Source organism: Streptomyces sp. NPDC018029, assembly GCF_044327655.1.
In the GTDB taxonomy this organism is placed as follows: domain Bacteria; phylum Actinomycetota; class Actinomycetes; order Streptomycetales; family Streptomycetaceae; genus Streptomyces.
Map to the genome: position 1 here is coordinate 366997 of NZ_JBIRFV010000005.1, position 23464 is coordinate 390460.

Sequence of the window (23464 nt, forward strand, 5' to 3'; positions counted from 1 at the left end):
TCTCAGCCGCCCGGCGGCGCGCAGATCCCGGACTCGGGCAGCCGTCCCGGGCCCGCGTCCGCCGCGGCCTCCGTGCGCACGGTGTCCAGCTGGCCGAGGAGCTCGTCGAGACGGTCGCCCGACGGCTGTCTGAAGTACTGCAGGACGGCCCGGTGGAACGCGTCGCGGACGCCCGGCGGCATCACGTCCGAGGCGTCGAAGCAGAGCGTGCGGGCCTTGTCGGTGAGGATCTCCGCGATGCGCCGCCCGGTCGGGTCGGTCGGCTGCGGGTCGGTCGCGTCGGGGAAGAACGGCCGCAGCTCGGCCGCCGCCCCGGACCGCCACAGCGCGCGGGCCCGCTTGCTCGACAGGCGGTCGACGAGGGCGCGGGCCGCCGGTTCCCGGGTGAACACGGCGGCCATGTCGCCCGCCACCTCATAGGCGCCGTCGTAGGCGGGACTGCCGCCGAGGAAGCCCGCCGCCGGGTCGACGCGGACCCGTTCGTCCGCGTACACGTAGCGGATGAAGGCGCTCTGGTGCTCGTGCGTGCAGCGGGGCCGGAAGGAGTCGAGGAGCCCGCGCGGGCCGCCCGCGCCCTTGCCGTCGCCCTCCGCCGGGTCGGCCGTCCCCTCGTACGACGTGGTCAGCGACCGGTCGATCGACGTCTTGGAGCGGTCGCCGAGGAGCTTCGCCCACGTCGTCCACGCCCTGCGGACCCGCGGATCGCGCCAGCTGAGGCGCCCGACGGCCCACTCCGTGTACGTCGCGGGGCCCGCCTGGTGCAGCAGGATGTCCTCGACCCAGTCGGTGCCCGGCCAGCCCGAGGTGGCCTGCGAGGCGAGGCCCACGCACCACTCGGGGGCCTTGGCCGACCGGCCCTCCTTGCTCCACACCAAACTCTTGAGGTCGACCTTCAGCGGCACCCAGTAGGTGCGGCGCATGCCGTTCACGTCGAGGCGCGGGGCCCAGGGCGGGTAGGCGCGGGCGGTGGCGGCGCGGTCGAGGGGGGTGAGGCGGTTGGCGCGGGCGTACTCGGTGAGTTCGCCGATGCTGTTGAGGATCGCGACGTCCGGCGGGTCGCCCGCCTCCAGCTGGGCGACGAGCGTCTCCCGCAGGGAACGGGTGCCTTGGTAGGTGTACGTGCGGCCCGTGCCGTCGTCGAGCCGGTGCAGCATCGACTCGAACGCGTCGCCCTCGGGGCCGGTCCAGGGGCCGAGCACGACGAGCGTCTCGGGCCGCGTGCCGCCGCAGGCCCCGGCGGTGACGGCCGTGACGGCGAGCAGGCAGGCCGCGACGCAGGCGCGGAGCACGGGGTGCGGGCGGCTCGTGCGGCGGCTCATGCGGTGGCTCCTGAGCGGGAGATGAGGACGTACTCGCGGCGGTAGGCGTAGAGCGTGCCGCCCATGAGGGCCGCGCAGAGCAGACCGGTGGGCGTCACCCACGGCGCGGCCCCGTCCAGCGCGGAGAGGCGGCCCTCGGCCAGGTCGTGCCGGACGCGCTCCTCCAGGACCTGGATCAGCAGGGGGTGGCGCTCGCCGAAGGGCTTCTCGTCGATGGTCGACTCGACCGCGGGCGACGTACGGGCGGACAGCTCGTCCGCCGTGGACACCACGCGCTGCTGCGCCCGGTGGGCGAGCACGGCGTCGGCCGTCAGGAACGGCAGCGCGAGCAGCGGCACGGCCGCAGCGAGGAGCGGGACGCTGACGTGCAGGCGCAGCCGGTGGCGCAGGAACAGCTGGGTGCGCCACAGGCCGACGGCGAGCAGGATGAGGGCGAGCGCGGCGACGGCGGCCGCGGCGAGCACGCCGCCGCCGAGCGCCGCCCGGTCCGCGAGCCTGCCGCGCAGGCGGTCCTCCAGGGTCGAGATGCGGTCCACGACCGCCGTCGCGTCGGAGTCCGAGCCGGTGTCGGGGCGGCAGGGCGGATAGCCGTCCGCCGCCGTCTCCTTGGCGGGCCCGGGGGCGGAGCAGAGCATGCTGCGGGCGTACGAGAGTCCGGCGTCGCGCAGCGCGGGGTCGCCGACGTTGTTCTGGGCGAAGGTGATCCAGTTGCCGTAGTCGACGACGAGCCCGGAGACGACGTCGAGCTCCTGGCGTTCCGCGGTGGTCAGGGCGCCGCTGCGGGCCACCAGGTTGAGGCGCTGCACGGCCCGGGTGGTGCGCGTGCTGTACCGCTTGCTGAGCCCGCCGAGCCGCACCGCCTCCCCGGCGCGCAGGCTCTCCTCGGCCTCGCGGTCGGCGATCCGCAGCGACGTCTCGGCCTCGGCGAGCCCGACGAGCGCGGGCGCGAAGCTGTCCCTCAGCTCGGCCGACCCCGCCCGCACGTCCCCGTACGCCCACCCGAACGCGACGGCCACGACGACGGTGAGCACCGGCAGCGCGACGAGCCGCTCCCGCAAGTAGGCCCGGTTGCGGGGCCGTTCGCTGAGCGGCGCGGGCCACAGGTGGCGGCGCAGCGCACGCAGCAGCTCGCCGACGAGCGGCGGGGCGGTGCGTGCGGCGCGTGCGGGGGTGGTCATCGGGGGCCGCCGGGGAGGACCGTCGTGCTCGACTGGATGCGGGCCGCCTCCACGTCGAACTTGGTGATGCGGTCACGGAGTTCGACCGCGCCCCGGGCCGGGTCGCGGACGCGGACGAGGCGGCGCAGGTGGTCCTGCATGGCGGTGTCGCCCGTCTCGACGGCGAGCCGCCAGGCCCTGCCGAGCAGGGTCTCGGCCGCCGCGCGCCTGCCGTGCTTCAGCTCGGCGCAGGCCTCCTCGAAGGTGCGGTGCAGCTCCTCCTCGTGCCGGTAGTGGGCGACCTGCGGGTCGAGGCGGCTGTAGAGGTCGGCGTCGTCGGTCCAGCACATCAGCACGGGTTGGGGTGCGGGGAGTCGCAGACCGGCGGGCGGTGCGGTGTCCGTGTCGACTTCCACCTCCGTCAGCAGGAGCTCCTTGCCGGTCCTGGCGGGGTCGTAGGGCACGCCGACGCAGAGCAGATAGGCGCGGGTCTCCTCGCCGCACGGGCCGATGTCGTACTCCTCGACGGGCCCGCCCGCGCCCGTCCCGACGCCGGACAGGTCGACGTGGTCGGGGGTGAGCGCGACCCGCGTCGGGTGGACCTGCTCGAAGGAGTGCGGGCGCACTCCGGCGCGGTGGTAGAGGCGCAGCCGGAGGCCGGTGATGTCGCGGTCGGCGGCCCGCCCGGTGAGCGAGGCCAGCTCGTCCGGCAGCCGCGTCAGGTCCGCCACGGCCCGGGTGCGGCCGCCCAGCGCCCGCGCGATGAGGAGGAGTTCCTCGGTCTCCCAGGCGTCCCCGATGCCCACGACGTCGCACGCGAAGGCCCGCGCACACCGCTCGACGCGCTCGTGCAGCTCCGCGCGCGTCTCGTAGCCGGGTTCGTTCTTGCCGTCGGTGAGCAGCAGCGCGTGGCGTACGTACCCGCCGGCGTCCGGGGCGGGCAGCTCGCGGAAGAGCTGGCGGGCGCGCTCCAGCCAGGTGCCCATCGCGGTGCCGCCGCCCGGGGTGCAGTCGTGCAGGGCGGCTTCGGCGGCGGCCCGCGACTCGGCGTGCGCGACGGCGAGGCCGGGCCGTCGCGGGTAGATCATCGCGGTCCTGTCGCCGCCCGCGACCAGGGCGAACAGCGAGCCGTCGGGGATGCGGGCCAGCGCGCTGACGGCGGCGGCGCGGGCGGCGGCGAGACGGCTCGGCGGCATCACCATCGAGGAGGAGTGATCGATGAGCAGCACCTCGGCGAGCCGGGGCCCGCCCGCACCGCCCGCACCGGCCCCCTCGACCGCCCCCGCCGTACCGGGTGCCGGATCCCGCTCCGTCGCGGCGCCCGGCGCCTTCGCCGCCCCCGGCCTGCGCACCGTCACCGTGAGGACGGCGTACATCCGCGCCGCCTCCTCCGCGTCCGGGGTGCGGGGCCGGGGCAGCTCGACGACCTGGCTCACCTCCAGGCCGACCGAGGCGGCCACTTCCTGATCTTCTTGCCCAGCCATGGGGTGTCCTTGCCGAATCGTGAGTGCCGGAAGCCGAAGGGACGTACCGCGTAGGCGCGGTCCAGGAGGATCTCGGCGAGCGGTATGCCGGTGCCGTCGTCCGCGGCCGGCGCGTCCCGGGCGGCCTGGTGGGCGAGGCCGCGGTAGAAGCGGGACAGGTCGGTGCGCAGGTCCCGCTCCTCCGCGGGGAATTCGAGCAGCGGGTCGGCGTGCGCGGCGACGGCGCGCAGCTCGGCGGCGGTCATGCGGGGCCCGCCCCGCTCCGTCCCGCCGCCGCTGCCGGTGCCCGCGCCGAGGAGGCGGTGCGCCGCGCCCCACACCTCCGCCTTCATCCGCAGGCGGGACTGTTCGTCGGTCAGGCCGTGCGCGGAGAAGAGCTGGGCGAGGGCCCGCACCGCCGAGGCCAGGCCGTCGGCGTCCCGCGCATGGTCGACGCGGATGCGCACGGCGGCCGTCCGCGCTGCGGTGCGGTGCCGGGAGTGCTGGGGCACCGCGTCCAGCGCGGCGATGGCGTCCCTGAGGGCGTCGGGGCCGCCGAGGGCGAGCCGCGCCCGGACCGCGCCGAACGCCGCGCTGCCCAGCGACGGGTTGCGCAGCCGCACGGCCTCGTAGAAGGACAGGGCCTCGTGCAGCCGCCCGAGGCGTTCGGCGCAGTAGCCGAGGGCCAGCTTCGGCGCGTACTCGCCGGGGATCGCGGCGTAGACGCGGTCGAAGTGGCCGCGGGCCTCCGGCACCCGGGAGCGGGCCAGCGCGAGGAGCCCCCGGTGCCAGTCGAGCCGCCAGTCGTGCGGGGCGTGCGCGGACCCTATGGCGTCCTCGGCAAGGGCGAGGGCGGTCTCGGCGCCGGTGAGCGCCCCGCCGTCGGTGCGCGGCGCCAGCCGCAGCCGCAGCCTGCACCGCAGCAGGTGCACCTCGGGGGAGTCCCGCCAGTCGCCGGTGTGCTGGAGCAGCGCCTCGGGGTCGTCGTCGCTGAGCCTGCTGAGCTCGCCGTGGTGGTCGTCGTCCGGGTCGGGGCGCGGCACCGGAAGGCGCCGGGCGACCTCGGGCGGGGCGGGCGCGGGGTGCCGGGGCGCCGACGGCGGGGCCGCCCAGTGCGACACGTCGGGGGCGGCGCCGAGCCCGCCGTCGAGCGCGTACGGGGACTGGAGGAAGAGCGGCGACGGCTCGAAGGTCTCGGCGCCGGTCCGCAGGGACCGCAGCTCGCGGAACACGCCGCGCAGTTGCTCGTCCATCTCGCGGGCCGTGGCGAAGCGTCCGGCGCGTGCGGTGCGGGTGGCGCGGTGCAGGGCCCTGGCGAGGGAGACCAGGCCGAGGCCGCGGTGGTTCCCGGTGGCGTGGTGTCCGGCCGCGTCGGCGCCGGGGGCCTCGTTCAGCGGGTCGAGCGCCGCCAGGTCCGCCAGATCGTGGCGGGTGGCGCCGAGGCCGCACAGGGTGCGCAGCGTCTCACCGAGGCTGAACAGGTCGTCCTGCGGCTGCGATTCGCCGTGCGGGCCGACGCTGGGGGCGCGGTACAGGGCGGTGGTGAGGCCGGGCGCGCCCGCGCGGCGCACGCTGCCGACGTCGACGAGTTTGGTGGTGGAGCCGTCGTGCATGACGTTCGGCGGCTTCAGGTCGCCGTACACCTTGCCGCGCTCGGGGGCGTGCAGATGGGCGAGCGCGGCCAGGATCCGCACGCCGTACGCGAGCACGAACTCCAGGAAGCGCTCGTCCCCGAACTCCTCGGGGTGCTCGTGGGCGCGGGCCCGCACCTCTTCGAGGTTGAGCCCGTCGACGTACTGGAGGACGAGGAAGTCGCCCACCCCGGCGTGGTGCCCGTAGTTGAACACCCGGATGAACCCGTCGTGGTTGAGCTCGACCAGTTCCTTGCGCTCGCCCCTGAGGAGGCTGTACGAGTCCGCGGCGAGCTCGGCGTGCAGCATCTTCACGGCGACGGCGCGGTCGTCGACCTTGGTGTCGTGGGCCAGGCAGACCTCGCCCATCCCGCCGTAGCCGAGCGGCCGTACGAGGCGGTACTGCCCGGCGAGCAGCGTGCCGGGCGGCAGCGGCAGCCCGCTGAGCGCAGGTGTGTCCGTGCTGTCCGTGCCGTCCGCGCTGTCCGCCCGGTCCAGGAGGGTGATCTCCGGCAGGACCGTGGGGTCGGGGTGCTCCGGCGGCAGGACGACACGGGCGGGGCGCGGCGGGGGCGCGGCGACGCCCGGGTCGACGATCCACTCCTGGGAGGACTCACCGGCACCGGACGGCTCCCGCTCCGCGGCCGGATGCGGCGCCGGATGCGAGGGCCGGAGCGACGCCGGGCGTGGCCGCGGCAGGGGAGACGAGTGCAGGCCGGTCTCCGGGTCGACGCGCTCACCGCTGGCCAGGCAGTAGCCGGTCGGCGTGACGGTGCCCGCGCAGCCGGGGTGCGGGCAGGACTTGACCGGCGTCACGCGTCACCGTCCGCCTCGGCGAGGCGCCGTACCACCCGTGCGAACGCCGTCACCGCCCGCTCGGCGTCGGCCAGCGGGCAGGGCCCCGCCATCAGGAGCTGCTGCGCCTCGCGGTAGGGCCCGACGGCGTCGGGATGCTCGGCGAGTCCGCGCCGGGCGAGCCGCGCCAGATGGTCCTTGAGCAGCCCGCGCAGCCGCAGGTGCTCGTCCAGTACGCCGCGCAGCTCGCTCTCGGCCCGCTCGGCCCGCAACAGGTAGGTGTCCACGGCCTGTTCGGCGTACGACAGCTTCTCCAGGAGGCGCGGGCCGCCCCGCCCGGTCAGCGGCCGCAGTTCGTTGCTGAGTTGCACCGTCCACAGCGCGGCCCGCGCGGCGTACCCGGTGGCGACCGGCGGGTCGACGACGTGCGGCTCGACGCGGTGGAAGAGGCGCCGGGCGCTGCGCTCGGTGTCGGCGAGGGCGTCGACGCGGGTGCCGAGCCGCTGCAGCCACTGCGCGGCGCGCTCGGCGGGCAGCAGCTTCTCCGCGAGGGCGTAGGTGAAGCCGTGCGTGCTGGAGCGCACCACGAGCAGCAGCCGGGCGCCGGAGTCTGCCAGATCGCCCAGTACGCGGGCCGCGGTGGCGGGTTCGGTGGCGGACCGGTCGGCGTAGAGCACGGCGACGGCGGGGCGCCGCCGCGGGGCCGTGTGCCGGCGTGCCGCGTGCCGCAGCTCGTGCCGCAGTACGGCGAGGGCCTCGCGCAGCTCCGGCTGGCCGGGGTCCTCCAGGGCGGCGCCCTCCAGGTCGAGGACGAGCCCGATGCTGCCGACCCGGGGTGCGATGCCGGCACGCGACAGGAGCGAGTCGCCGTCCGCGCCCACCTCGACGGGCTGGACGGCCAGTTGGGGGGACTGTTCGCGGTCGGCCATGTTCAGGACGACGTACAGGGCCTGGCGTGCCCGGTCGTCGTCCTCGGCGATGAAGAGGACCTCGGTGTCCCAGGCGTCCGCGTCGCCGTTCAGCCAGCGGGTGACGGTGCGCTGCAGGCCGTGCGGGCGGGCCGTGCGGGCCGCGTCCGCCGAGACGACGCGGTGGCCGGGGATGGCGTGCGGCCCGGTCACGTACCGCTCGGCGAACCGCCGGAAGTACTTGGCGACCGTCGCCGCCGGGATCATGTACCCGTGTTCGCCGCGCTCGTCGGCCTGCGCCAGGATGCCGAGCAGCCGGTCGGTGCCCTCCTCCCGCACGCCCGCTCCGCTGAACCCGCCCCGCAGCCGCTGCCCGGACCCGGCGTCCGCCCCGGCTCCCGTGAGGTCGATCTGCACCCGCTCGTCGCCCTGTCCGCCGGGCCCCCGGCAGGCGCCGGTGAGCCATTGGCCGCCCGACTGGTACTCGGGGAACCCGTCGATGAGGACCGTGGCGCCCCGGTAGTCGAGCGTGCGGTGCAGGGTGACCGGCGAGGGCACGGGCGCGGGCTGGTCAAGGACGAGCACCGCGAGGTCGCCCTGCGCCTTGCCGAAGGAGGGCACCCAGTGCCCGGCCTCCACGGTCGCGGTGCGGTGCGGGGTCCTGGCCAGGCCCTGGAGCAGCGGGAACTCGACCCGCACGCGTTCGGGCCGCAGCCCCGTCGCCGGGTCGCGGATCACATGGGCGCAGGTGAGCACCCGGTCGGTGCCGAACAGCACCCCGGCGCCCAGCACGTCACCGCTGCCCGAGGCCGCCCACTGTCTCAGCCGGACCCGCCAACTCGAATGATCGAGCGGAGAGTTGACCCCGTCGGCGGCGGATACCGCATCCCCCTCCATGCTTCCTCAGAATAGGCGCGGTGCACGCCGATGACTCCTGCGCTGCATGGGGAGGTAGTGGGAGGGCCGCGCACACGCGGAGCGCGAACGGAGCGCGCGCGGCCGCCACCCGCCGGCTATCCCCGGTACTCCCGCCAGATCCGCGGCGGAAGAACGCTGCCGCGCTGCGACTTCGCCCCGCCGACGCCCGACATCGGCAGCAGCCGCGGCTCGCCGGGCCGCACCCGGAACATCGTCACCGCCGTCGACAGGTCATCGGTGAAGCCCGTGAACCAGGCCGACCTGAGGCGGTCCTGGTCGCCGGTGCGGCCCGCCGCGACGTTCACGCCCAGCTTCTTGCCGCCCGTCCGCAACGCGTCGGTGACCTCCTGTGCCACCTGCGGGTCCAGCGCGCGCCGTGACGACGGCGGGGCGAGCCCGGGCAGCGCCTCGCCGACCTTCACGACCTTCGTCACGGAGTAGGGGTCGCGCTGCACGCCGTCGTTCGCGAACGTCCCGTACGCGGACGCCATCCGGATCGCGCTGGGCGTCGACGTGCCGATGGAGAACGTCGGCTCCAGGCGGGCCATGCTGTGGCGCAGCAGCCCGGCGGCGACGGCCGTCCGCCGGACCGTGTCCCGGCCCACGTCCCCGCCGAGGCGTACGTACGTCGCGTTGCCGCCCGACACCAGGGCCTCGCGGAGCGTGGGACGGTCGGGGTCGGGGAGCCCGGCGGCCGGGTGCAGGGTGCCGTCGGCGGCGTAGCGGCTGTCGGCCAGGACGTTCTGCCGTACGCCGGGCACGCGGCCCTTCAGGTGGGCCTCGGCGACCGGCCGCTCGTCCCGCACCGACACCCCGTGCTGCAACGCGGCGGCCAGCACGAACGGCTTGAAAGCCGAGCCCACCGGCACCCCCGACGTGTCGGCGTTGTTGGTGAAGTGCTCGGTCGCGTCGGGCCCGCCGTACAGCGCGACGACCGCCCCGTCCGAGGGCCGCACGGACGCGGCGCCGACCTGCACGTGCCGGTCGGCCGGGCGCCTCTTCGGGTCGAGGTCGCGGTCGAGGACGCGCCGCACGGCCCGCTCCAGGCGGCGCACCTCGTCCTTGTCGAAGGTGGTGTGGATCTCGTGGCCGCCGCGGGCCAGCTCCTCGTCGGTGAGGCCGGTGTGCTGCTTGACGTACCGGTTCGCGACGTCGACGAGGTAACCGGTCTGGCCGCCGAGGCTGGTGGAGCGCGACTGGCGGCGCGGCTCGGGGAAGGTGCGGTACTTCGCCCGCTCCTTCTTGCTCATCAGCCCCACCTCGACCTGCCGGTCGAGGATCCACGCCCAGCGCTGCCGCGCCCGCTCGTGGTTGGCGGCGCCGACCGAGGGGTCGTACAGCTCGGCGCCCTTCAGCAGGGCGGCGAGGAGAGCACCCTGGCTGGGATTCAGCTTCTTGGCGGGGATGCCGTAGTAGGCGTGGGCGGCGGCCTCGATCCCATTGGCCCCCCGCCCGAACCAGCTGGTGTTGAGATACCCCTTGAGGATCTCCTCCTTCTCCTTCACGCGGTCCACCTTCAGCGCGATCACGAACTCCTTGACCTTCCGCGTGACCGTCTGGTCCTGCGAGAGGTAGGTGTTCTTCACGTACTGCTGAGTGATGGTGGAGCCGCCCTGCGTCTCCTTGCCGCGCACCATGTTGACGACGGCGCGGGCCAGACCCTTGGGGGAGACGCCGGAGTCCTCGTAGAAGGTCTCGTTCTCGGCGGCGATCACCGCGTCGACGGCGGACGGCGCGATCTGGTCCAGCTCCACGTTCTGCCGGTTGACCTCGCCCGTGCTGACCATCTGGGTGCCGTCGGACCAGTAGTAGACGTTGGCCTCGCGGCGGGCCGCCGCGTTCTCGTCGGGGATGTCCACGCTGACGTACACGCAGATGAAGAGCACGGCGACGGACGTGACGAACAGGGCGAGAAGGGCGAGGTGCTGGCGCCACGAGGGGAGCCAGCGGCGGACGCCGCTCCGGCCGGCGCGCGGGTAGTCCACGAGCCGCCGCCGGCCGCGGCGGCGCGACTTCTTCCCCTGAGCATGTGTACCCATGCCGGGGGAGAGTGCGCCGCACGCGGCCGGGTTGGCCCGGAGCCTGTTTGCGGTACGTAACAGTCCGCCGCGGGGAGGCGGACGGGGTCAGCGGACCTTCGTCAGGTTCCCCTTCTCCTGGAGGGCCGCGATCCCGCGCGCCCACAGGGAGTTGACACGCTGGCGCTCCGTGGCGTTCGGAGTCGCGTTGGTGCAGGACGGGCCGGGTCCGCCGCCGGACATCAGCTCGCTGCACGGACCCCGGTAGTTGTCCGGCAGACCGAGCACGTGACCCGTCTCGTGGGACGTCACGCGCGTGGAGTTGTACTGCTGGTTCTGCCGGTAGTCCAGGAAGATGTAGCCATGCCCGCGCCCGTCGGTGTAGGCGTACGAGCCGCGCGAGTCATTGCCCTCGCGGTACTCGAAGTCGGCGCCCGACGTGGTCTCCTGCAACTGCACGTTGCTGACCGAGGAGTTCCATATCCGGGTGCTCTGGGCTATCTGGCTGCGGAAGCTCGGCGCCCGGCTCGTGCTGTACCGGACGGTGACGGCCTGGATGCCCGGCTCCGCCGCCTGCCTCTTCAGCGCCGACTTCATGACGGCCTCGAAGAACTGGCGGTTGGCGGCCTGGTCCTCGGCCGAACCGGCGTACGTGGAGAGGGAGTACGCGGAGGTGGGCTTGACCGTCTCGGGGGCGGGAGCCGCGAGGGCCGTGGGGGCGGCGGCGAGGGAGGCCACGAGGGCGGCGGCGCCGAGGGTGGCGAGGAGACCGGTTCTGGATCTGTTCATGGGGGTGTGTCCCTTCCGGGATGGAGGCCTGCGGGTGCGGCCTCCGGTCGGGACGAGTATCGGGAGCGCGGGCGCGTTCGGACCGATGCCATTCGGTGATAGCGCGAAAGCATCAACCGACCGGACCGGCGGTTTGTATCGCGCGTTCGTCGCTTGTACGGGCTTCGCTATCTCACGCGCCTGATGCGGTGGACGTCCCGTACGCACAGGTTGAGGAGCGTGGCGGCGACGATGATCCCCGTACAGACCAGGAGCACGGACCGCCCGGCGAAAACGGGCGAGACGAGCGCGACGACGAGATAGCCGAGCGGGATCGCGAGCCGCTCGCCGACCTGGTTGAAGGAGCTCATCCGGCCCAACTCCGCGCCCGGAACGTGCTGCTGGAACGCCGTCACCCAGGTCACGCCCGCGACGTCGAGGGCGACGCCCGCGAGCACGGCGGAGAGCAGCAGCCAGGGCAGCGGCAGCCCGAACGCGAGCCCCGCCAGCGGCAGCGCGAGCCCCGCACTGGCCCCGACGGCGACGGTGAGCAGCCGCTCTGGCCTCCACCGCAGACACACCACGGCCCCAGCGAGGAGCCCCAGCGAGAACGCGCCCTGGACGAACCCCCAGGTGCGCGCCCCCTCGTACTCCTGCTCGACCACGACGGGCCCGAGCAGCTGATAGCCCGCCAGCCAGGCGGCGACGAGCACCGTCCCGGCGGCCGTGTACGTCCACAGCCAGGTCCGCGACCAGAAGCCCGACCAGCCCTCCCGCAGATCGGCGAGCGCGCTGTTCTGCGGGATGGGCGCGCCGAGCCGCAGCCCGAGCAGCAGCAGCGCGGCGACGGCGAACGTGACCGCGTCGAAGCCGAGCGCCCAGGCCGACCCGCTCACCGCGACGACGAGCCCGCCGGCCACCGGACCGACCACCTTGACGGCGTTGGTGGGCAGCCGCAGCAGGGCGTTGGCCCGCTGCAGCTGGTCCGGCGCGACGAGCTGGGTCACCACGCCCTGCGCGGCGGGCGTGGTGAACGCCACCGCGACCCCCGAGACGAAGCCACAGGCGGCGATCGCCCCGGTGCTCGCGTGCCCGGTGCCCACGACGAGGGCGAGGACGCCCTGCGCGGCCGCGGCGAGGAGATTGCCGAGGAACAGCAGCCGACTGCGCGAAAGACGGTCGGCGAGGACACCGCCGACGAGCAGGAAGACCACGGTCGGCACGGTGTTGGTGGCCAGCACGAGACCGAGCGCCCCGGCCCCGCCGCCCGCGCCGATCACCGCGTACGCGAGGGCGAGCGGGGCCATCGCGGAGCCGGCGGCGGAGACGAGCTGCGCGAGGACGAAGCGGCGGAAGGCGGGGAGGCGGAGAGGAGAGGGCGTGGGACTGGGTGTGGGGGTGGGGGTGGTCTGGGTGGTGGTCATGGTTCCCCCGGTCCCGTGGTGGTGCGGCTGGCCCGGCGGGCAGCTTAGGTGGTGGGGGTGTCGCCGAGGCCTGGCGGGGGCCGGTGACGGCTGATCAAAGGGCGGGGCGTGTACGGGAATTAGCGGCGGGGGCGATGAATTGCTGTTGATGCGGCACTTCGGTGCCGTGCGTGCGCCCTGTCACGTCACCACGCTCCCCTGGGAGGCCCACCATGCCCGAGACCCCCGCACCCGCCACTGCCACCGCACCCGCCACCGCCACCGCCACCGCACCTGCGTCCGCCACTGTCCCCGCCTTCGACCCGCGTGAGCTGCTCGCCGAGTCGCGGCTCGGCGTACTCGCCACGATCAAGGCGGACGGCCGCCCGCAGCTCTCGCCCGTCATGCCCTTCTACGACAGGGAGGCGGGAGTCCTCCACGTATCGATGACGGAGGGCCGGGCGAAGACGGCGAACCTGCGCAGGGACCCGCGGGCCACGCTGGAGGTCACCGGACCCGACGGCCGCTCGTGGGCCACCGCCGAGGGCACGGCGACCCTCACGGGCCCGGGCACCGACCCCGACGGGCCCGAGGTGGAGGCGCTGGTGCGCTACTACCGCGTCGCGGCCGGAGAGCACCCCGACTGGGACGAGTACCGCGCGACGATGGTGGCCGACCGCCGGGTGCTCATGACGATGACGGTCGACCACGTGTACGGCGAGCGGCTCGGCTGAGCCGGCTCGTCAGCGGCCTCGCGGGGTCACGGTCATGCGGATGTCGTCGGCGGCCCACAGCACGAACCGCTCGACGGGCGTCACCTCGTGCCCCGGAGCGAGCCGGAAGCGGAACCGCTTGAGCAGGACGGCGAGGATCAGCTCGGCCTCGACCATGGCGAGCCCGGCCCCCTCGCAGCTGCGCGGCCCGATCCCGAACGGGATGTAGGCCAGCCGGGCCCGCTTCGCCACCGCCTCCGGGGCGAACCGCCCGGGATCGAACCTCTCGGGCTCGGGCCAGTGGTCCGGGTTCATGTGCACGGCCCAGAAGGGGTAGAAGAGGGTGGTCCCGGCCGGGATCTCGTACGCGCCCAGACGCAGCGCCTCCGTCGTCTCCCGGGCCCCGTACGGCCCGGGCGGATAGAGCCGCATCGCCTCCTTCAGGACCATGTCCAGATACGTGAGCCGCCGCAGGTCGGCGTAGTCGGGCGCGGACCGGTCACCGAGGACACGGCCCAGCTCCCCGGCGACGCGCTCGGCGACCTCCGGGTGGCGCCCCAGCAGGTACAGCGTCCAGGAGACGGCGACTCCGGTGGTGTGGTGGGCGGCCAGCAGGGTCACCATGACGGTGTCGCGGATGCGGGCGGGGGCTGTGCCGGAGTCGATGAGGGCGCGGATCAGGTCGCTGCGGTCGCTTTTGTCATCCAGGGTGCTCGGGGTCGGCCGTCCACCGCCCTCCCGATGCGCGGCGACGACGCGATCGACCGTCTCACGCAGATACGCCAGCGCGCGGTCGGCCCGCGCCGCGCTCTCCTCATGCTCGTCCCCGGCGACGCGGTAGATCCGCCCGAGGTGCTCGGTGAGCACGTCCTCGAACGCGCCCACGACCTTCTCCGGGTCGACGACCAGCCCTCCACCGGCACCTCCACCGGGGCCTTCACCGGTGCCGCCCACCCCCAGCGCGTACGCACAGATCATCCGCAACGACAGCCCGGTCAGATCCTTCTGCAACGCAACGGTCGACGCACCGCGCGTCACCCCCGCCGCCCCCACCGCCCCTGCCGCCCACTGGTCGGCGAGCCCCTCCACCAGCGAGACGAACTCCCCGAAGTGCCGCTCGTGGGAGGGCCGCCCGGCGAACACCTCCAACAGCACGCGCCGCCAGGGCCCGTGCTCCTCCGCCCCGATGACTTGAAGGTTCCCGGCCTCGCACAGGGGCGTCAGAAACTCGAACAACGGTGCGGGTCGCTCGTCGATCCGGGCGGTGGCCTCCAGCAGCACCGGATCGGCGACGGACACGGCGGCCCCCACGCCCGGCAGCTGAAACCGCACCACGGGTCCGTACTCGGCGTGCAGCCACAGTTGATAGAGGTGCAGCCCTCCGGCGGCCGTGATGGCCCCGGCCCCACCGTCATCGGACCACTCGGGCCCAGGAATGCGCATGGCGGTACCTCCTCGACGCGGCTGCCCTCAGGGCAACGAACGGCGGAGGCACGACGCCCGCACGTTTCCGGCCAGGTCCGGGCGGGACGGGGACGCGACAGGGCCCCCACCCGGCTCTCACGCCGGAGGGGGCCCTGGGTCATGACTGGGGCAAGCCCTAGTCCATCACCAGGTCGCCGAACTCGGTCTCGGCGTTCTCGACGACGCTGGTGACCAGGTTGTGGTCGTTGCCGATGCCGTAGTCGCCGTCGTCCTCGTTGGCGGCGGCGGCTCCCGCGCCACCCAGGACGGCGAAGGCGGCAAGAGCAGTGGCAGCGACAGCAGTGCGGATACGCATGTGTTGCCTCTCTGAGAGGTGTGAAAGGGGACATTACGGGCTTCCCCGCAATGTGGCGGGAAGCAATCCCCTCAAGCCCCAAATCATCCGAACGGCCGCTGCGACCGAAGGGGGCGCTTTTTCCTCTGTTGCTGCTGATACTGCGGCTATGAACTTAGGTATTGCCCGTGTGCAGACACACGGGATACACAACTCGGGGTCGGCATAGCGTGGTTACTGACATAGGGGGGCCTCAGTCCATGCTGACCAACTCCGTGATCCTGGTCGTCGACGACCACAAGGACACCCTGTTCGCGCTGGAGAGCGCGTTGGGCCCTCTCGGCTATCCGCTGGTGAGCGTCTCGAACGGCGACGACGCGCTCCGGGTGATCCTGCGGGGCAACGTGGGGCTCATCCTGCTCGACGTGCGCATGCCGGGCGTGAGCGGCCTCGACGTCGCGCGCTACGTACGCCGTCTGGAGCAGACGCGTTCCATCCCCATCATCCTGCTGACCGGCTTCGACGTGAGCCGCGAGACGGCCGCCGCGGCGTTCCACCTGGGCGTGGCCGACGTGGCCCTCAAGCCCATCGACCCCCTGACGCTGCGTACCAAGGTCCGCTACCTCTTCGAGACGTACGGGCAGCTGAAGTCGATGCAGCGGGAGATAGACGAACTCCGGGCCCAGCTGAAGGCCGGCACCACCAAGCCGTCGACCGACGGCCACTCCGAACGCCGCCGCTCCTGGACCCGCGGACCGGAAGCCTGAACGACACCGCCCGCCTCCGTACTGAAAAGCACCCCCCGGGGGGGAACCAGCGCTCGGCCCAACCGGCGCCCGGCCCAACCGGCGCTCGGCGAGCCACAACGACGGGTTGTACGTGCCTAGGGTGAACCACGTGGACACCGAGGCACTGCGAACCTTCGTCCGGGCGGCCGAGCTCGGACGGCTGCAGCACGCGGCCGACGAGCTGGGCGTGACGCAGCAGGCCGTCTCCAAGCGGATCGCGGCGTTGGAGCGCGAACTCGCGGTCCGTCTCTTCACCCGTACCGCCAGAGGGGTGGAGCCGACGCCCGAAGGCCAGGCGTTCCTGCCCCACGCCCGGAGCATCGTCGCGGCCGTGGAACGCGCCCTCACCGCCATCAGGCCGGGCTCCCGAGCCCTTCGGGTGGACGTCCTCGGCCTGCGCAGCGCACAGGCCGTGATCCTGCACGACTACTGGCGCTCGCGCCCCGGGACCAACCTCGACGTGGTGACCCTCCGCACGGACGACCCGCGCACGGCGGCCGCCGCCGTCGCGGCGGGCGACATCGACGCCTCGTTCCGTACGGTCATCGACCCGGACGCCCTGCCGCCCGACGTACGGATGATCCACGCGTTCGACTCCCCGCTGGAACTGCTCGTCGGCCCACGACATCCGCTCGCCGCCGCACGGAGCCTGACGCCACCACAGCTGCGCGGGCACCGGATCTGGGTGCCGGGCATCGCGCGGGGAAGCGAATGGGCGGACTTCTACGACCAGCTCGCCACGGAGTTCGACCTGCGCGTCGACGCGGCGGGCCCGCACTTCGGGGACGAAGTCCTCCTGGACACGCTGGCGGACTCCGCCGACCTGGCCACGCTGGTCGGCGCCCGCGACCGCTACACCTGGCCGCCGACCCACGACCTGCGCCGCATCCCGATCACGAACCCGACGCTCGCGTACCCGCTCTCCCTGCTCCTCCCCACCACGAACCCCCACCCGGGCGTCCGAGGTCTCATGACACACCTCGGCACCCTCCCGGCCCTCCCCGCCCCGACCTGGCGCCCGTCCTGGGCCCTGCCCCTCCCAGAAGGCTGATCACGCCATGCCCGCCAACCACCTGATGCGCATTCACAGCCCCGAGTTCCGGGCCATGGCCGACCGGGTCCTACGGGCCACCGAACTGACGTCCCGCCTGAACGTCCTCCCCTTCGAGGACGAGGCAGGCAAGGCGACCCTGTTCCGCCAGATCCTGGGCAAACCCCTGCCACCAAGAACGACGATCTACCCGCCCTTCTACACGGACCACGGCCTCAACCTGGACCTCGCGGAACGCGTCTTCATCAATCAGAACTGCACGTTCCTGGACTACGCCGGCATCCGCATCGCCGAACGCGTGATGATCGGCCCCAAGGCCACCTTCATCACGGTCGGCCACCCGGTCGACCCCGACGCCCGCCGCACCTGGCTGACCGGCGCCCCCATCGACATCGCAGAAAACGCCTGGATCGGCGCCGGCGCCACAATCCTCCCCGGCGTCACGATCGGCCGCGACGCAGTAATCGCCGCGGGAGCGGTCGTAACGGAGGACGTCCCCCCGGCCACCCTGATAACAGGCGAAAAGGCGACACCGCGCCGCCAGTGGTGAGGGCCCGTCTCCTCAAGAGCCGATGAGGCGGCTGGTGAATCCGCCCCGGATGAGGGATTCGTACGCGGCGTGAACGTCCTCCGGGACCTCCTGCTCGATGGCGAACCCGAGTTTCGGATACTCGATCACCCGCTGGAGGTCGCCGACGAGCATGTCCAGGACGAGCTTCTCGTCACCGATGCTCTTCAGGTAGTCGTCGAAGTCCAGCGGTTCCGACGCGCAGAGGATCTCGACGTCGGGCCACAGTTCGCGGGCGGTCGCGAACGATCGCCTCTCCATATAGGGCTTGGACACCAACAGCACCGTGACCGGGTGGACCCCGGAGGCGTCGAGGATCTCGCGCGAGAGGGTGATGTTCTGCCCGGTGTTCCTCGCATGGGGCTCCAGCAGGATCGCCTCGGCCGGGACACCGAGCTCGATGGCGTGCTCGCGGAAGTGCACGGCCTCGCCGCGTGGGAACACCTTCAAGGTGGTGGGGCTGTTGCCGCCGGTGAAGACCAGAGTGGGAAAGAGGCCGGAACGGTACAGCTCGGCGGAGCGGGTCGCGACGCCGAGGTCATGGCTGCCCAGCCCGATCGCGACGTCGACGGGCCGCAGCTCGTGGTGCATCTGGTGGTAATCCCAGATCAGTTTGGCCTCGCGCCACTGGTCCTCGGTGATGGCCCGCCGGTCGTTGCTCACGCGCTTCTCCCTGGTCACCTCTGCCGGGGGCCGGCCGCCCCCTCGCTCATGGCCCTGATGCCCTCGATGCTGCGCAGCTGGTGCACGAGTCCGTGCTGCGTGGCCACTGTGGCGGCCTGACCGAGGACGAGGAGCCCATCATCCCGGGTCGCCGTGTCGGAGAGCAGGATGTGCCCGTGAGCGGTGTCCAGTCGTACGCGTTGCATCGGTGAGTCGGTCGTACCGCTGCTGCGGGCGATGCCGATGAAGTGCAGAGCCTGGTCGAGGTCACCGGCGCCGCGGCGGGCGAGGGCGAGCTTCTGGTGGGCGACCGCCCAATCGTCCGGTTCGGCCAGATACACGAAGTCCCGCGTCGCCGCCTGCATGACGCGGGTCGCACAGTCGTGCCGGCCGTCCTTGCTCAGCGCGGTGCCCACCCACAACCTCGCGCGGGCCCGGTCGCGGCGGGAGAGCCGCTCGTCCACGGCGAGGGTCTCGTAGCTGAGGGCGGCGCTCTCCAGCTTGCCGGACATCTCGGCGACGACCGCGAGGGACAGGTCGAGCTGGGCGACGCGGCGAGGAATGCCGAGCCGCGTGAAGACGGCCCGGGCGCCGGTATAGGAGTGCTGGGCGGACAGTGGCCCCAGGACGACACCCTGGTCGCGCTTGAGGTCCCCGAGCAGAGCGGTGGAGCGGGCGAACAGATACAGGCCCTTCTCGTCCAGCCCGGGGGCCTTGAACCGGATGAGCCATCGGTTCAAGAGGCTGTCGGCGAAGGCGAAGTCCTGCCGCGCCAGGGCGACCACTACGCGCTCCAGGTCATCGGCCCAGGACTCGTACTCCCAGGCCCGGGGGCCGGCGGCGGTGACGCGGGCCCGGGTGGTGGTCAGCGGGTCGGCCATCTCGGACAGGAGCGTTTCGAAGCGCAGGTGGACGGAGGCGTCCGCACGGCCGAGGGCGGTGTCGAGGATGGCCTGGGTGTCGGGTCTGGGCTCGGTGCCGGCGAGCTTGGACTCCCACTTGGAGACGGTCGCGACGGCCAGGCCGAGCTGTTGGGCGAAGGCCCGCACGCTCAGTCGCAGGGCGAGCCGCAGCGCCTTGGCCTCCAGACCGGTCCAGTGGTGCACGGTCGCCACGTGTCGCTCCCTTCCACCAGCCATCGAAGCAGAACCGGCAAGGCGGCAGTGCGGAAGTGGAACGCAAGTAGAACGGCCGGTGCTTGGACCGCAGTTGGAAGACGGCCAAGCTCGACACGACACCACTTGTCGAGCCTCTTGGACGGTCTCCAGCATGGAACCCTTCATGGAACCCCTCACGGAACACCGCCCGGTCAGCGGCCCGGTCGTCTACGGCTTCCTCTGGCTGGTAGGGGTCTCCCCGACGCGGCAGCGCGCGCTGACCACCTCACTCGCCGAGTACTGCCGCAGCCACGAGCTGGAGCTGTCCGGCGTCTTCACCGATCGCGACGCTGCCGTACCTGCTTCAGCAGCATTCACCGAATTGCTGCATGTGCTCGCGCTGCCAGACGTCTACGGCGTACTCGCCCCGGCCATGTCGCACCTGGGCCCGAGGGCCATAGCCACTGAACGCGGGCGCCGGATCGAAGCGACCGGCTCGGACTCCTACTGGCCCGCAACCCCCACCACCCCCTCCCCGACAGCGCCCCCGCGTGTCACCGCCGTCCCGGCACCCACCCCCGCGTCCTGGACGCCGAGTCTTGAGGACCGTGATGATCAAAACGACCCAGCGTTTCTTCGAGGCCCGACCCGAGGCGGTCAACAAGGCGCGGATGTTCGCCACAGAAACCCTGGCCGACTGGAGCCTGCCGGACCGCGTCGAGGACATCCGACTCTGCGTCTCCGAGCTGGCCACCAACGCACTGCTCCACGGAACCACCCCCGGCCACGGCTTCCTGGTCAAGCTCGACGCCGACAACGAAGTCGTACGCCTAGAAGTCCACGACAGCCGCAGCCAGCCCCCCGAGACCCGCCAGGTCGCCGACACCGACACCTCCGGACGCGGCTTGCTCCTGGTAACTGCACTCGCCGACGACTGGGGAGTCCAGCACCGCACCCCACTCGGGAAGATCGTCTGGTCCTGCTTCAAGGTCGAGAGAGGAAGGCCGGAAGTGGAGAGTGGAGACCGCCGGCGGATCTGCCTCTCAGATCTGGCCGCCATTGTGGATGCGGGAGAAGACCGCGTCCTCCCGGCCGGGCCAGGCCAGGGTGACGCCCACCTGCCGGCAGAGGTTGACCCACCGGATCTCTGCGGGCTCGCGCTCAATCCAGAGAACCGCTGCCACATCGGTGGTGCGTTCGGTGAGCTGGTCCTTGTAGTCCAGGACCTGGCCGAGCCCAGCTCGGAGCTGCCGGGTCTCGTTGGCCCGCATCAAGGATTTGACCTCGCACACAGTGAGGCGGCCCCGACCGTCGCGCCACGCAAGGTCGAAATCGGGATCAGTGGCGCTGGGAGACAGCACAATCAGTCCGCGATCCTGCGCTTCCTGAGCCAGACGGTTCTGAAGCCTGCGGTGCGTCGACAGATTGCGACCGACAAGATCGGGGTCTGGAGTACTCGGAGCTGCCGGCGCAGGAGCGACTTCTTCGTCCACGATTATGTAGTCTTGGCCGACCTCCACCTCTGGCGCAGTGATCGACGTCCGTACCGGGACGAGGTGGAAGCGGATGATCTGTCGCAGAGGACCGCCCTCTGTCTCTGGAGCCTCAGCCCAGCTGTAGGCCTGTTCTTGGTCCAGAGTCCACTCGCCGAGGTAGCGGACCGTTCCTCGGGTTCCCTCGAAGAGGCGCAGGCGTTTGCCGGTATCGCGGTGTTCGAAGATGGCCTTGTTCCCGCGGATCATCCTCTGGTCACCGGTCCGGCCTTCGCCGGTGTAGTGGAAGGTCCCGTCCTCGTTCCAGGTATCGAGGTAGCCGCGTTGGTGGCCCGAGCCGGCCTCCGTGAAGATGAGGATGTTGTCGGACGTTCCTGAAGGTGAAATCTCGCCTTGAGAACTTCCTCCGTAGAGCGAGTGCAGTTCCGTTCGCCGGATCGTATCGCCGGGGTTCAGGTGCCAGTCCGGGGCGCTGCTTTCCGCGGCGTCGATGGCCTCACGGATGGCCCGCCATTGGTCGTCGGACAAGCGGTGAGGGTTGCCCGCGAAGGGCTGGCGAAGGATCGACGCCTCGGCCATGCGTGCGTCTCCGGCAAGCTGCGCCTTCGGGATGCGCAGGTCAAGCCACTTGTCGACGTCGAGGGGGACGAAGTGCTTCTGGCCAGGGTCGGTTGTCCAGTACTCGGGATCTACCTGCCCGTACTCTGCGGGGCCCGTGAAGTGACCGTACGCCGCGATACCCGCGTTTGGACCGCTGACCCACAACACGAACTCGTCACCGGCCGCAACCTCGTCCCTGAACCGGGCAATAGTCCATGAGTTCAGAACCTCGCCTGCGTCATGGTATTCGTCGAGCTTGAACGTCTTCGGGTTGCAGTTCAGCAGCCAAGTAGCCATAAGTCCCCCAGAGCCGGTCGCGTGGTGCAGGGAACTGTAGGTCACGACACTGACACCGATCGCACCCTGATGGCCGAGCGACCGCCTCATCACGAGATATCTGGGACGGACGTTCAGTCAGGAGTCGCTGGACCGGCTCCATGACGTTCGAAGAGCTGTTTCACTTGCGTGGCCCAGAAGTCGAGCTTCTCATCGGCCGACGCGCTCTGGGGTAGAAGCCGGAGTTCTTTGGCCAACTGATAGAAACCGGAGCCAGCGTCGTTGGCACCCAAGTAATTCACCAGGGCCGAGAGCATGAGGGGCGGGTCTGAGGGCGCTACCTCCTGGTCTCGTTCAACGATCAGCCCGAGCAGATGCCCCATCGCGGCCCTTTGGTCAGCACGTTCAAAGTCGAATGGACGACAGCCCGTTCGCCTGGCCAAAGTCACGTTGAGTTCGGTATACGAGGTGAATTTGCCCAGTTTCGCTCGCTCGACCAGGAAGTTACGACCGGCATGTACCAGCTCTTCCCACTCACTGTCCGCGCGGTTGTATCCCGTCATCCCCGCCCCCTGAGCTACATCGATCGGTGAGCGGGAAGGTACAGGGCCGGCGCAGTGCCCACAATCGCTCGATGGGCTGAGCATCGCGGCTCGGGCGCTAGGTGAGCCACGCCCAACCTTGCCGTACCGCCATTCCGCCGCGGAGTGGGGACGTCCACTAGGTACTAGGGAAGGGTCAAAAGCATGGCCGACATTTGGACGATGATCTTCGGTAGCGAGACTGTCCGACGGTGTAGCCGGGTAGCCGAAGCGCATACGACGAAGGCCCAGGGCCGGATTCACCATCCGTGACCTGGGCCTGAGCCGTTCTGGCCTGGTGCCCCCGGCAGGATTCGAACCTGCGACACCCGCTTTAGGAGAGCGGTGCTCTATCCCCTGAGCTACGAAGGCGGGGACTTGAGAAAACCATGGAGAAAACCCAGCGAGTGGATCTTCAGCCGAGGCGTACAAGCCCTCTGGTCAGTGGGGGGAGCGCTGGTGCTCGCGACGGTTTCCCGGGCGGACATCGTGCGCGACCTGACCGCTGACGTGAACAGCGTAGCGGATCGGGGCAGAGCGGAGGCGTGTAGTACGGGGGTGAGGCCTTCTGAAGGGTGCGACCTGCGGTTTTCTGTGGGAGAGCTGGTTAGCCGTCTTGGCCCACGCGGGACAGGGGCTCGGTTTGTCCGTTCCGTCGCTGGCGAAGGGCCGAGGGGTTTCCGATGAGCAGGTGGAGGTCACCGGCCTGGCGCGGCGGGGCCTGCACTGAATGCCCGGGACGGCGCTCACAGGAGTGCCCATCCGTTGGTGGTTTCCGCGCTACGTGAGGTCCTGGGCGCCGATCCGGAGGCGTCGGTCCGGTTCACGACCTGCGCGGCCACCTACACCGGGCCGGTAGCCTGGCTGCGGTCGGCGATCTGCCGGACGCGGAGGCTGCACGAGTACCTTGGCTGAAGCTTCCAGGAGCCGAGAGCGGTCGGGCGGTACCGAGGGACTGTGCCTTCTTACCGGCGCGCGGCTGCGCTGCCCCACGGCCGTGTGCACGGAGCGGTGCCGGGGGTGGCGCTGTCATGGGTGTCCCACTGCAGTTAGTCAGCCGCCGTCAACGTAAGCACGTGCAGCGACCATGACGTCTTTGAAGCGTCCATCGGCGATTACCGTAAGAGGGGCTTCGTCCTCGAGCTGGGGGTTCATCCCGATCATCCAGGCACGTGCTGTGTAGAGACTCTCGGCGTCCTGGATGAGTTGGAACACCTGTAGGGCCGCGCGAAGACGGTCTTCGGCGTCCTGACGTGGTGCTGAATCGCCCGAAGCCCACTTACCTACCTGTCGCGGATCGTTGATGTTGGTGATCCGAGCGGTCAGGCGCTGGCCGAGGTTGTCCTGCAGGAAACGGGCGATGTCCGCGATGGACATACGTACCGTAGTGGCGTGTGCTCGCTGGGCGCTTGCTGCACTCTTGGCGGCTGCAGGATTGTTGGCTGTGGTGGCCATGGCTTTTCCTCCCTCGTGGTCTGACTGCCCGCTCGGCTGA

19 protein-coding genes, 1 tRNA gene and 1 pseudogene are annotated in these 23464 nt (G+C 71.7%); 5 read left to right on the forward strand and 16 right to left on the reverse strand.

Features of this window, described 5'->3' with window-relative positions:
- Positions 1 to 2: 2 nt before the first annotated feature.
- The 8 genes from ACH4D5_RS17940 to ACH4D5_RS17975 form a co-directional block, all read right to left on the reverse strand.
- Entirely contained in the window at positions 3 to 1319 is a 1317-nt protein-coding gene (locus ACH4D5_RS17940) for an extracellular solute-binding protein (protein ID WP_398303249.1), read from the reverse strand.
- Positions 1316 to 2497, reverse strand: coding sequence for a hypothetical protein (locus ACH4D5_RS17945; protein WP_398303251.1), 1182 nt, complete (start codon positions 2495 to 2497; stop codon positions 1316 to 1318). The genes ACH4D5_RS17940 and ACH4D5_RS17945 overlap by 4 nt, the downstream gene beginning before the upstream one ends.
- On the reverse strand, positions 2494 to 3960 hold the full coding sequence (locus ACH4D5_RS17950; RefSeq protein WP_398303252.1) for a VWA domain-containing protein: 1467 nt from the start codon (positions 3958 to 3960) through the stop codon (positions 2494 to 2496). Before ACH4D5_RS17950 ends, ACH4D5_RS17945 begins: the two co-directional genes overlap by 4 nt.
- Positions 3909 to 6386 carry a tetratricopeptide repeat protein gene (locus ACH4D5_RS17955; RefSeq protein ID WP_398303254.1) on the reverse strand — a complete coding sequence of 826 codons (2478 nt, stop codon included), beginning with the start codon at positions 6384 to 6386 and terminating at the stop codon, positions 3909 to 3911. The genes ACH4D5_RS17950 and ACH4D5_RS17955 overlap by 52 nt, the downstream gene beginning before the upstream one ends.
- Entirely contained in the window at positions 6383 to 8170 is a 1788-nt protein-coding gene (locus ACH4D5_RS17960) for a trypsin-like peptidase domain-containing protein (protein ID WP_398303256.1), read from the reverse strand. Before ACH4D5_RS17960 ends, ACH4D5_RS17955 begins: the two co-directional genes overlap by 4 nt.
- Positions 8171 to 8286: 116 nt before the next feature.
- Entirely contained in the window at positions 8287 to 10230 is a 1944-nt protein-coding gene (locus ACH4D5_RS17965; protein ID WP_398303258.1) for a transglycosylase domain-containing protein, read from the reverse strand.
- A gap of 87 nt (positions 10231 to 10317) precedes the next feature.
- Positions 10318 to 10998 (reverse strand): snapalysin, encoded by a 681-nt coding sequence (gene snpA, locus ACH4D5_RS17970; RefSeq protein ID WP_398303260.1) that lies wholly within the window; start codon positions 10996 to 10998, stop codon positions 10318 to 10320.
- A 167-nt stretch (positions 10999 to 11165) separates the two neighbouring features.
- Positions 11166 to 12401 (reverse strand): MFS transporter, encoded by a 1236-nt coding sequence (locus ACH4D5_RS17975; RefSeq protein WP_398303262.1) that lies wholly within the window; start codon positions 12399 to 12401, stop codon positions 11166 to 11168.
- Positions 12402 to 12613: 212 nt separating this feature from the next.
- On the opposite strand from ACH4D5_RS17975, the gene ACH4D5_RS17980 reads away from it, so the two are divergent.
- A complete protein-coding gene (locus ACH4D5_RS17980) occupies positions 12614 to 13114 on the forward strand; it encodes a PPOX class F420-dependent oxidoreductase (protein ID WP_398303264.1) in 501 nt (166 codons plus the stop codon).
- A gap of 9 nt (positions 13115 to 13123) precedes the next feature.
- Here ACH4D5_RS17980 and ACH4D5_RS17985 read toward each other — a convergent pair whose 3' ends face one another.
- Entirely contained in the window at positions 13124 to 14536 is a 1413-nt protein-coding gene (locus ACH4D5_RS17985; RefSeq protein ID WP_398303266.1) for a cytochrome P450, read from the reverse strand.
- A 157-nt stretch (positions 14537 to 14693) separates the two neighbouring features.
- Entirely contained in the window at positions 14694 to 14873 is a 180-nt protein-coding gene (locus tag ACH4D5_RS17990) for a hypothetical protein (RefSeq protein WP_398303268.1), read from the reverse strand.
- A gap of 239 nt (positions 14874 to 15112) precedes the next feature.
- Here ACH4D5_RS17990 and ACH4D5_RS17995 point away from each other — a divergent pair, with 239 nt between their 5' ends.
- The 3 genes from ACH4D5_RS17995 (at position 15113) to ACH4D5_RS18005 (ending at position 17241) form a co-directional block, all read left to right on the forward strand.
- Positions 15113 to 15619: a two-component system response regulator gene (locus ACH4D5_RS17995; protein WP_398303269.1), complete on the forward strand. Its 507-nt coding sequence runs from the start codon at positions 15113 to 15115 to the stop codon at positions 15617 to 15619.
- A 130-nt stretch (positions 15620 to 15749) separates the two neighbouring features.
- Positions 15750 to 16691 carry a LysR family transcriptional regulator gene (locus tag ACH4D5_RS18000; protein WP_398303271.1) on the forward strand — a complete coding sequence of 314 codons (942 nt, stop codon included), beginning with the start codon at positions 15750 to 15752 and terminating at the stop codon, positions 16689 to 16691.
- Between the two features lie 7 nt (positions 16692 to 16698).
- Positions 16699 to 17241, forward strand: coding sequence for a sugar O-acetyltransferase (locus ACH4D5_RS18005; protein WP_398303273.1), 543 nt, complete (start codon positions 16699 to 16701; stop codon positions 17239 to 17241).
- A gap of 12 nt (positions 17242 to 17253) precedes the next feature.
- Here ACH4D5_RS18005 and ACH4D5_RS18010 read toward each other — a convergent pair whose 3' ends face one another.
- Both ACH4D5_RS18010 and ACH4D5_RS18015 read right to left on the reverse strand, forming a co-directional pair.
- Positions 17254 to 17922 (reverse strand): YdcF family protein, encoded by a 669-nt coding sequence (locus ACH4D5_RS18010; protein ID WP_398303275.1) that lies wholly within the window; start codon positions 17920 to 17922, stop codon positions 17254 to 17256.
- A gap of 14 nt (positions 17923 to 17936) precedes the next feature.
- Positions 17937 to 19037, reverse strand: a complete 1101-nt coding sequence (locus tag ACH4D5_RS18015) for a helix-turn-helix domain-containing protein (protein WP_398303277.1) — start codon at positions 19035 to 19037, stop codon at positions 17937 to 17939.
- 593 nt (positions 19038 to 19630) lie between these two features.
- On the opposite strand from ACH4D5_RS18015, the pseudogene ACH4D5_RS18020 reads away from it, so the two are divergent.
- Positions 19631 to 20011, forward strand: a pseudogene (locus ACH4D5_RS18020) (ATP-binding protein); the annotation flags it as partial.
- 51 nt (positions 20012 to 20062) lie between these two features.
- Here the strand turns inward: ACH4D5_RS18020 and ACH4D5_RS18025 are convergent.
- From ACH4D5_RS18025 to ACH4D5_RS18040, 4 genes are all read right to left on the reverse strand, one after another.
- A complete protein-coding gene (locus ACH4D5_RS18025; RefSeq protein ID WP_398303279.1) occupies positions 20063 to 21409 on the reverse strand; it encodes a hypothetical protein in 1347 nt (448 codons plus the stop codon).
- Between the two features lie 113 nt (positions 21410 to 21522).
- A complete protein-coding gene (locus ACH4D5_RS18030) occupies positions 21523 to 21951 on the reverse strand; it encodes a hypothetical protein (RefSeq protein ID WP_398303281.1) in 429 nt (142 codons plus the stop codon).
- 314 nt (positions 21952 to 22265) lie between these two features.
- Positions 22266 to 22341: transfer RNA gene (locus ACH4D5_RS18035), tRNA-Arg, on the reverse strand.
- Between the two features lie 681 nt (positions 22342 to 23022).
- The gene (locus ACH4D5_RS18040; protein WP_398303283.1) at positions 23023 to 23424 is read right to left on the reverse strand and encodes an XRE family transcriptional regulator; all 402 of its coding nucleotides are present in this window, start codon (positions 23422 to 23424) and stop codon (positions 23023 to 23025) included.
- Positions 23425 to 23464: the final 40 nt, after the last annotated feature.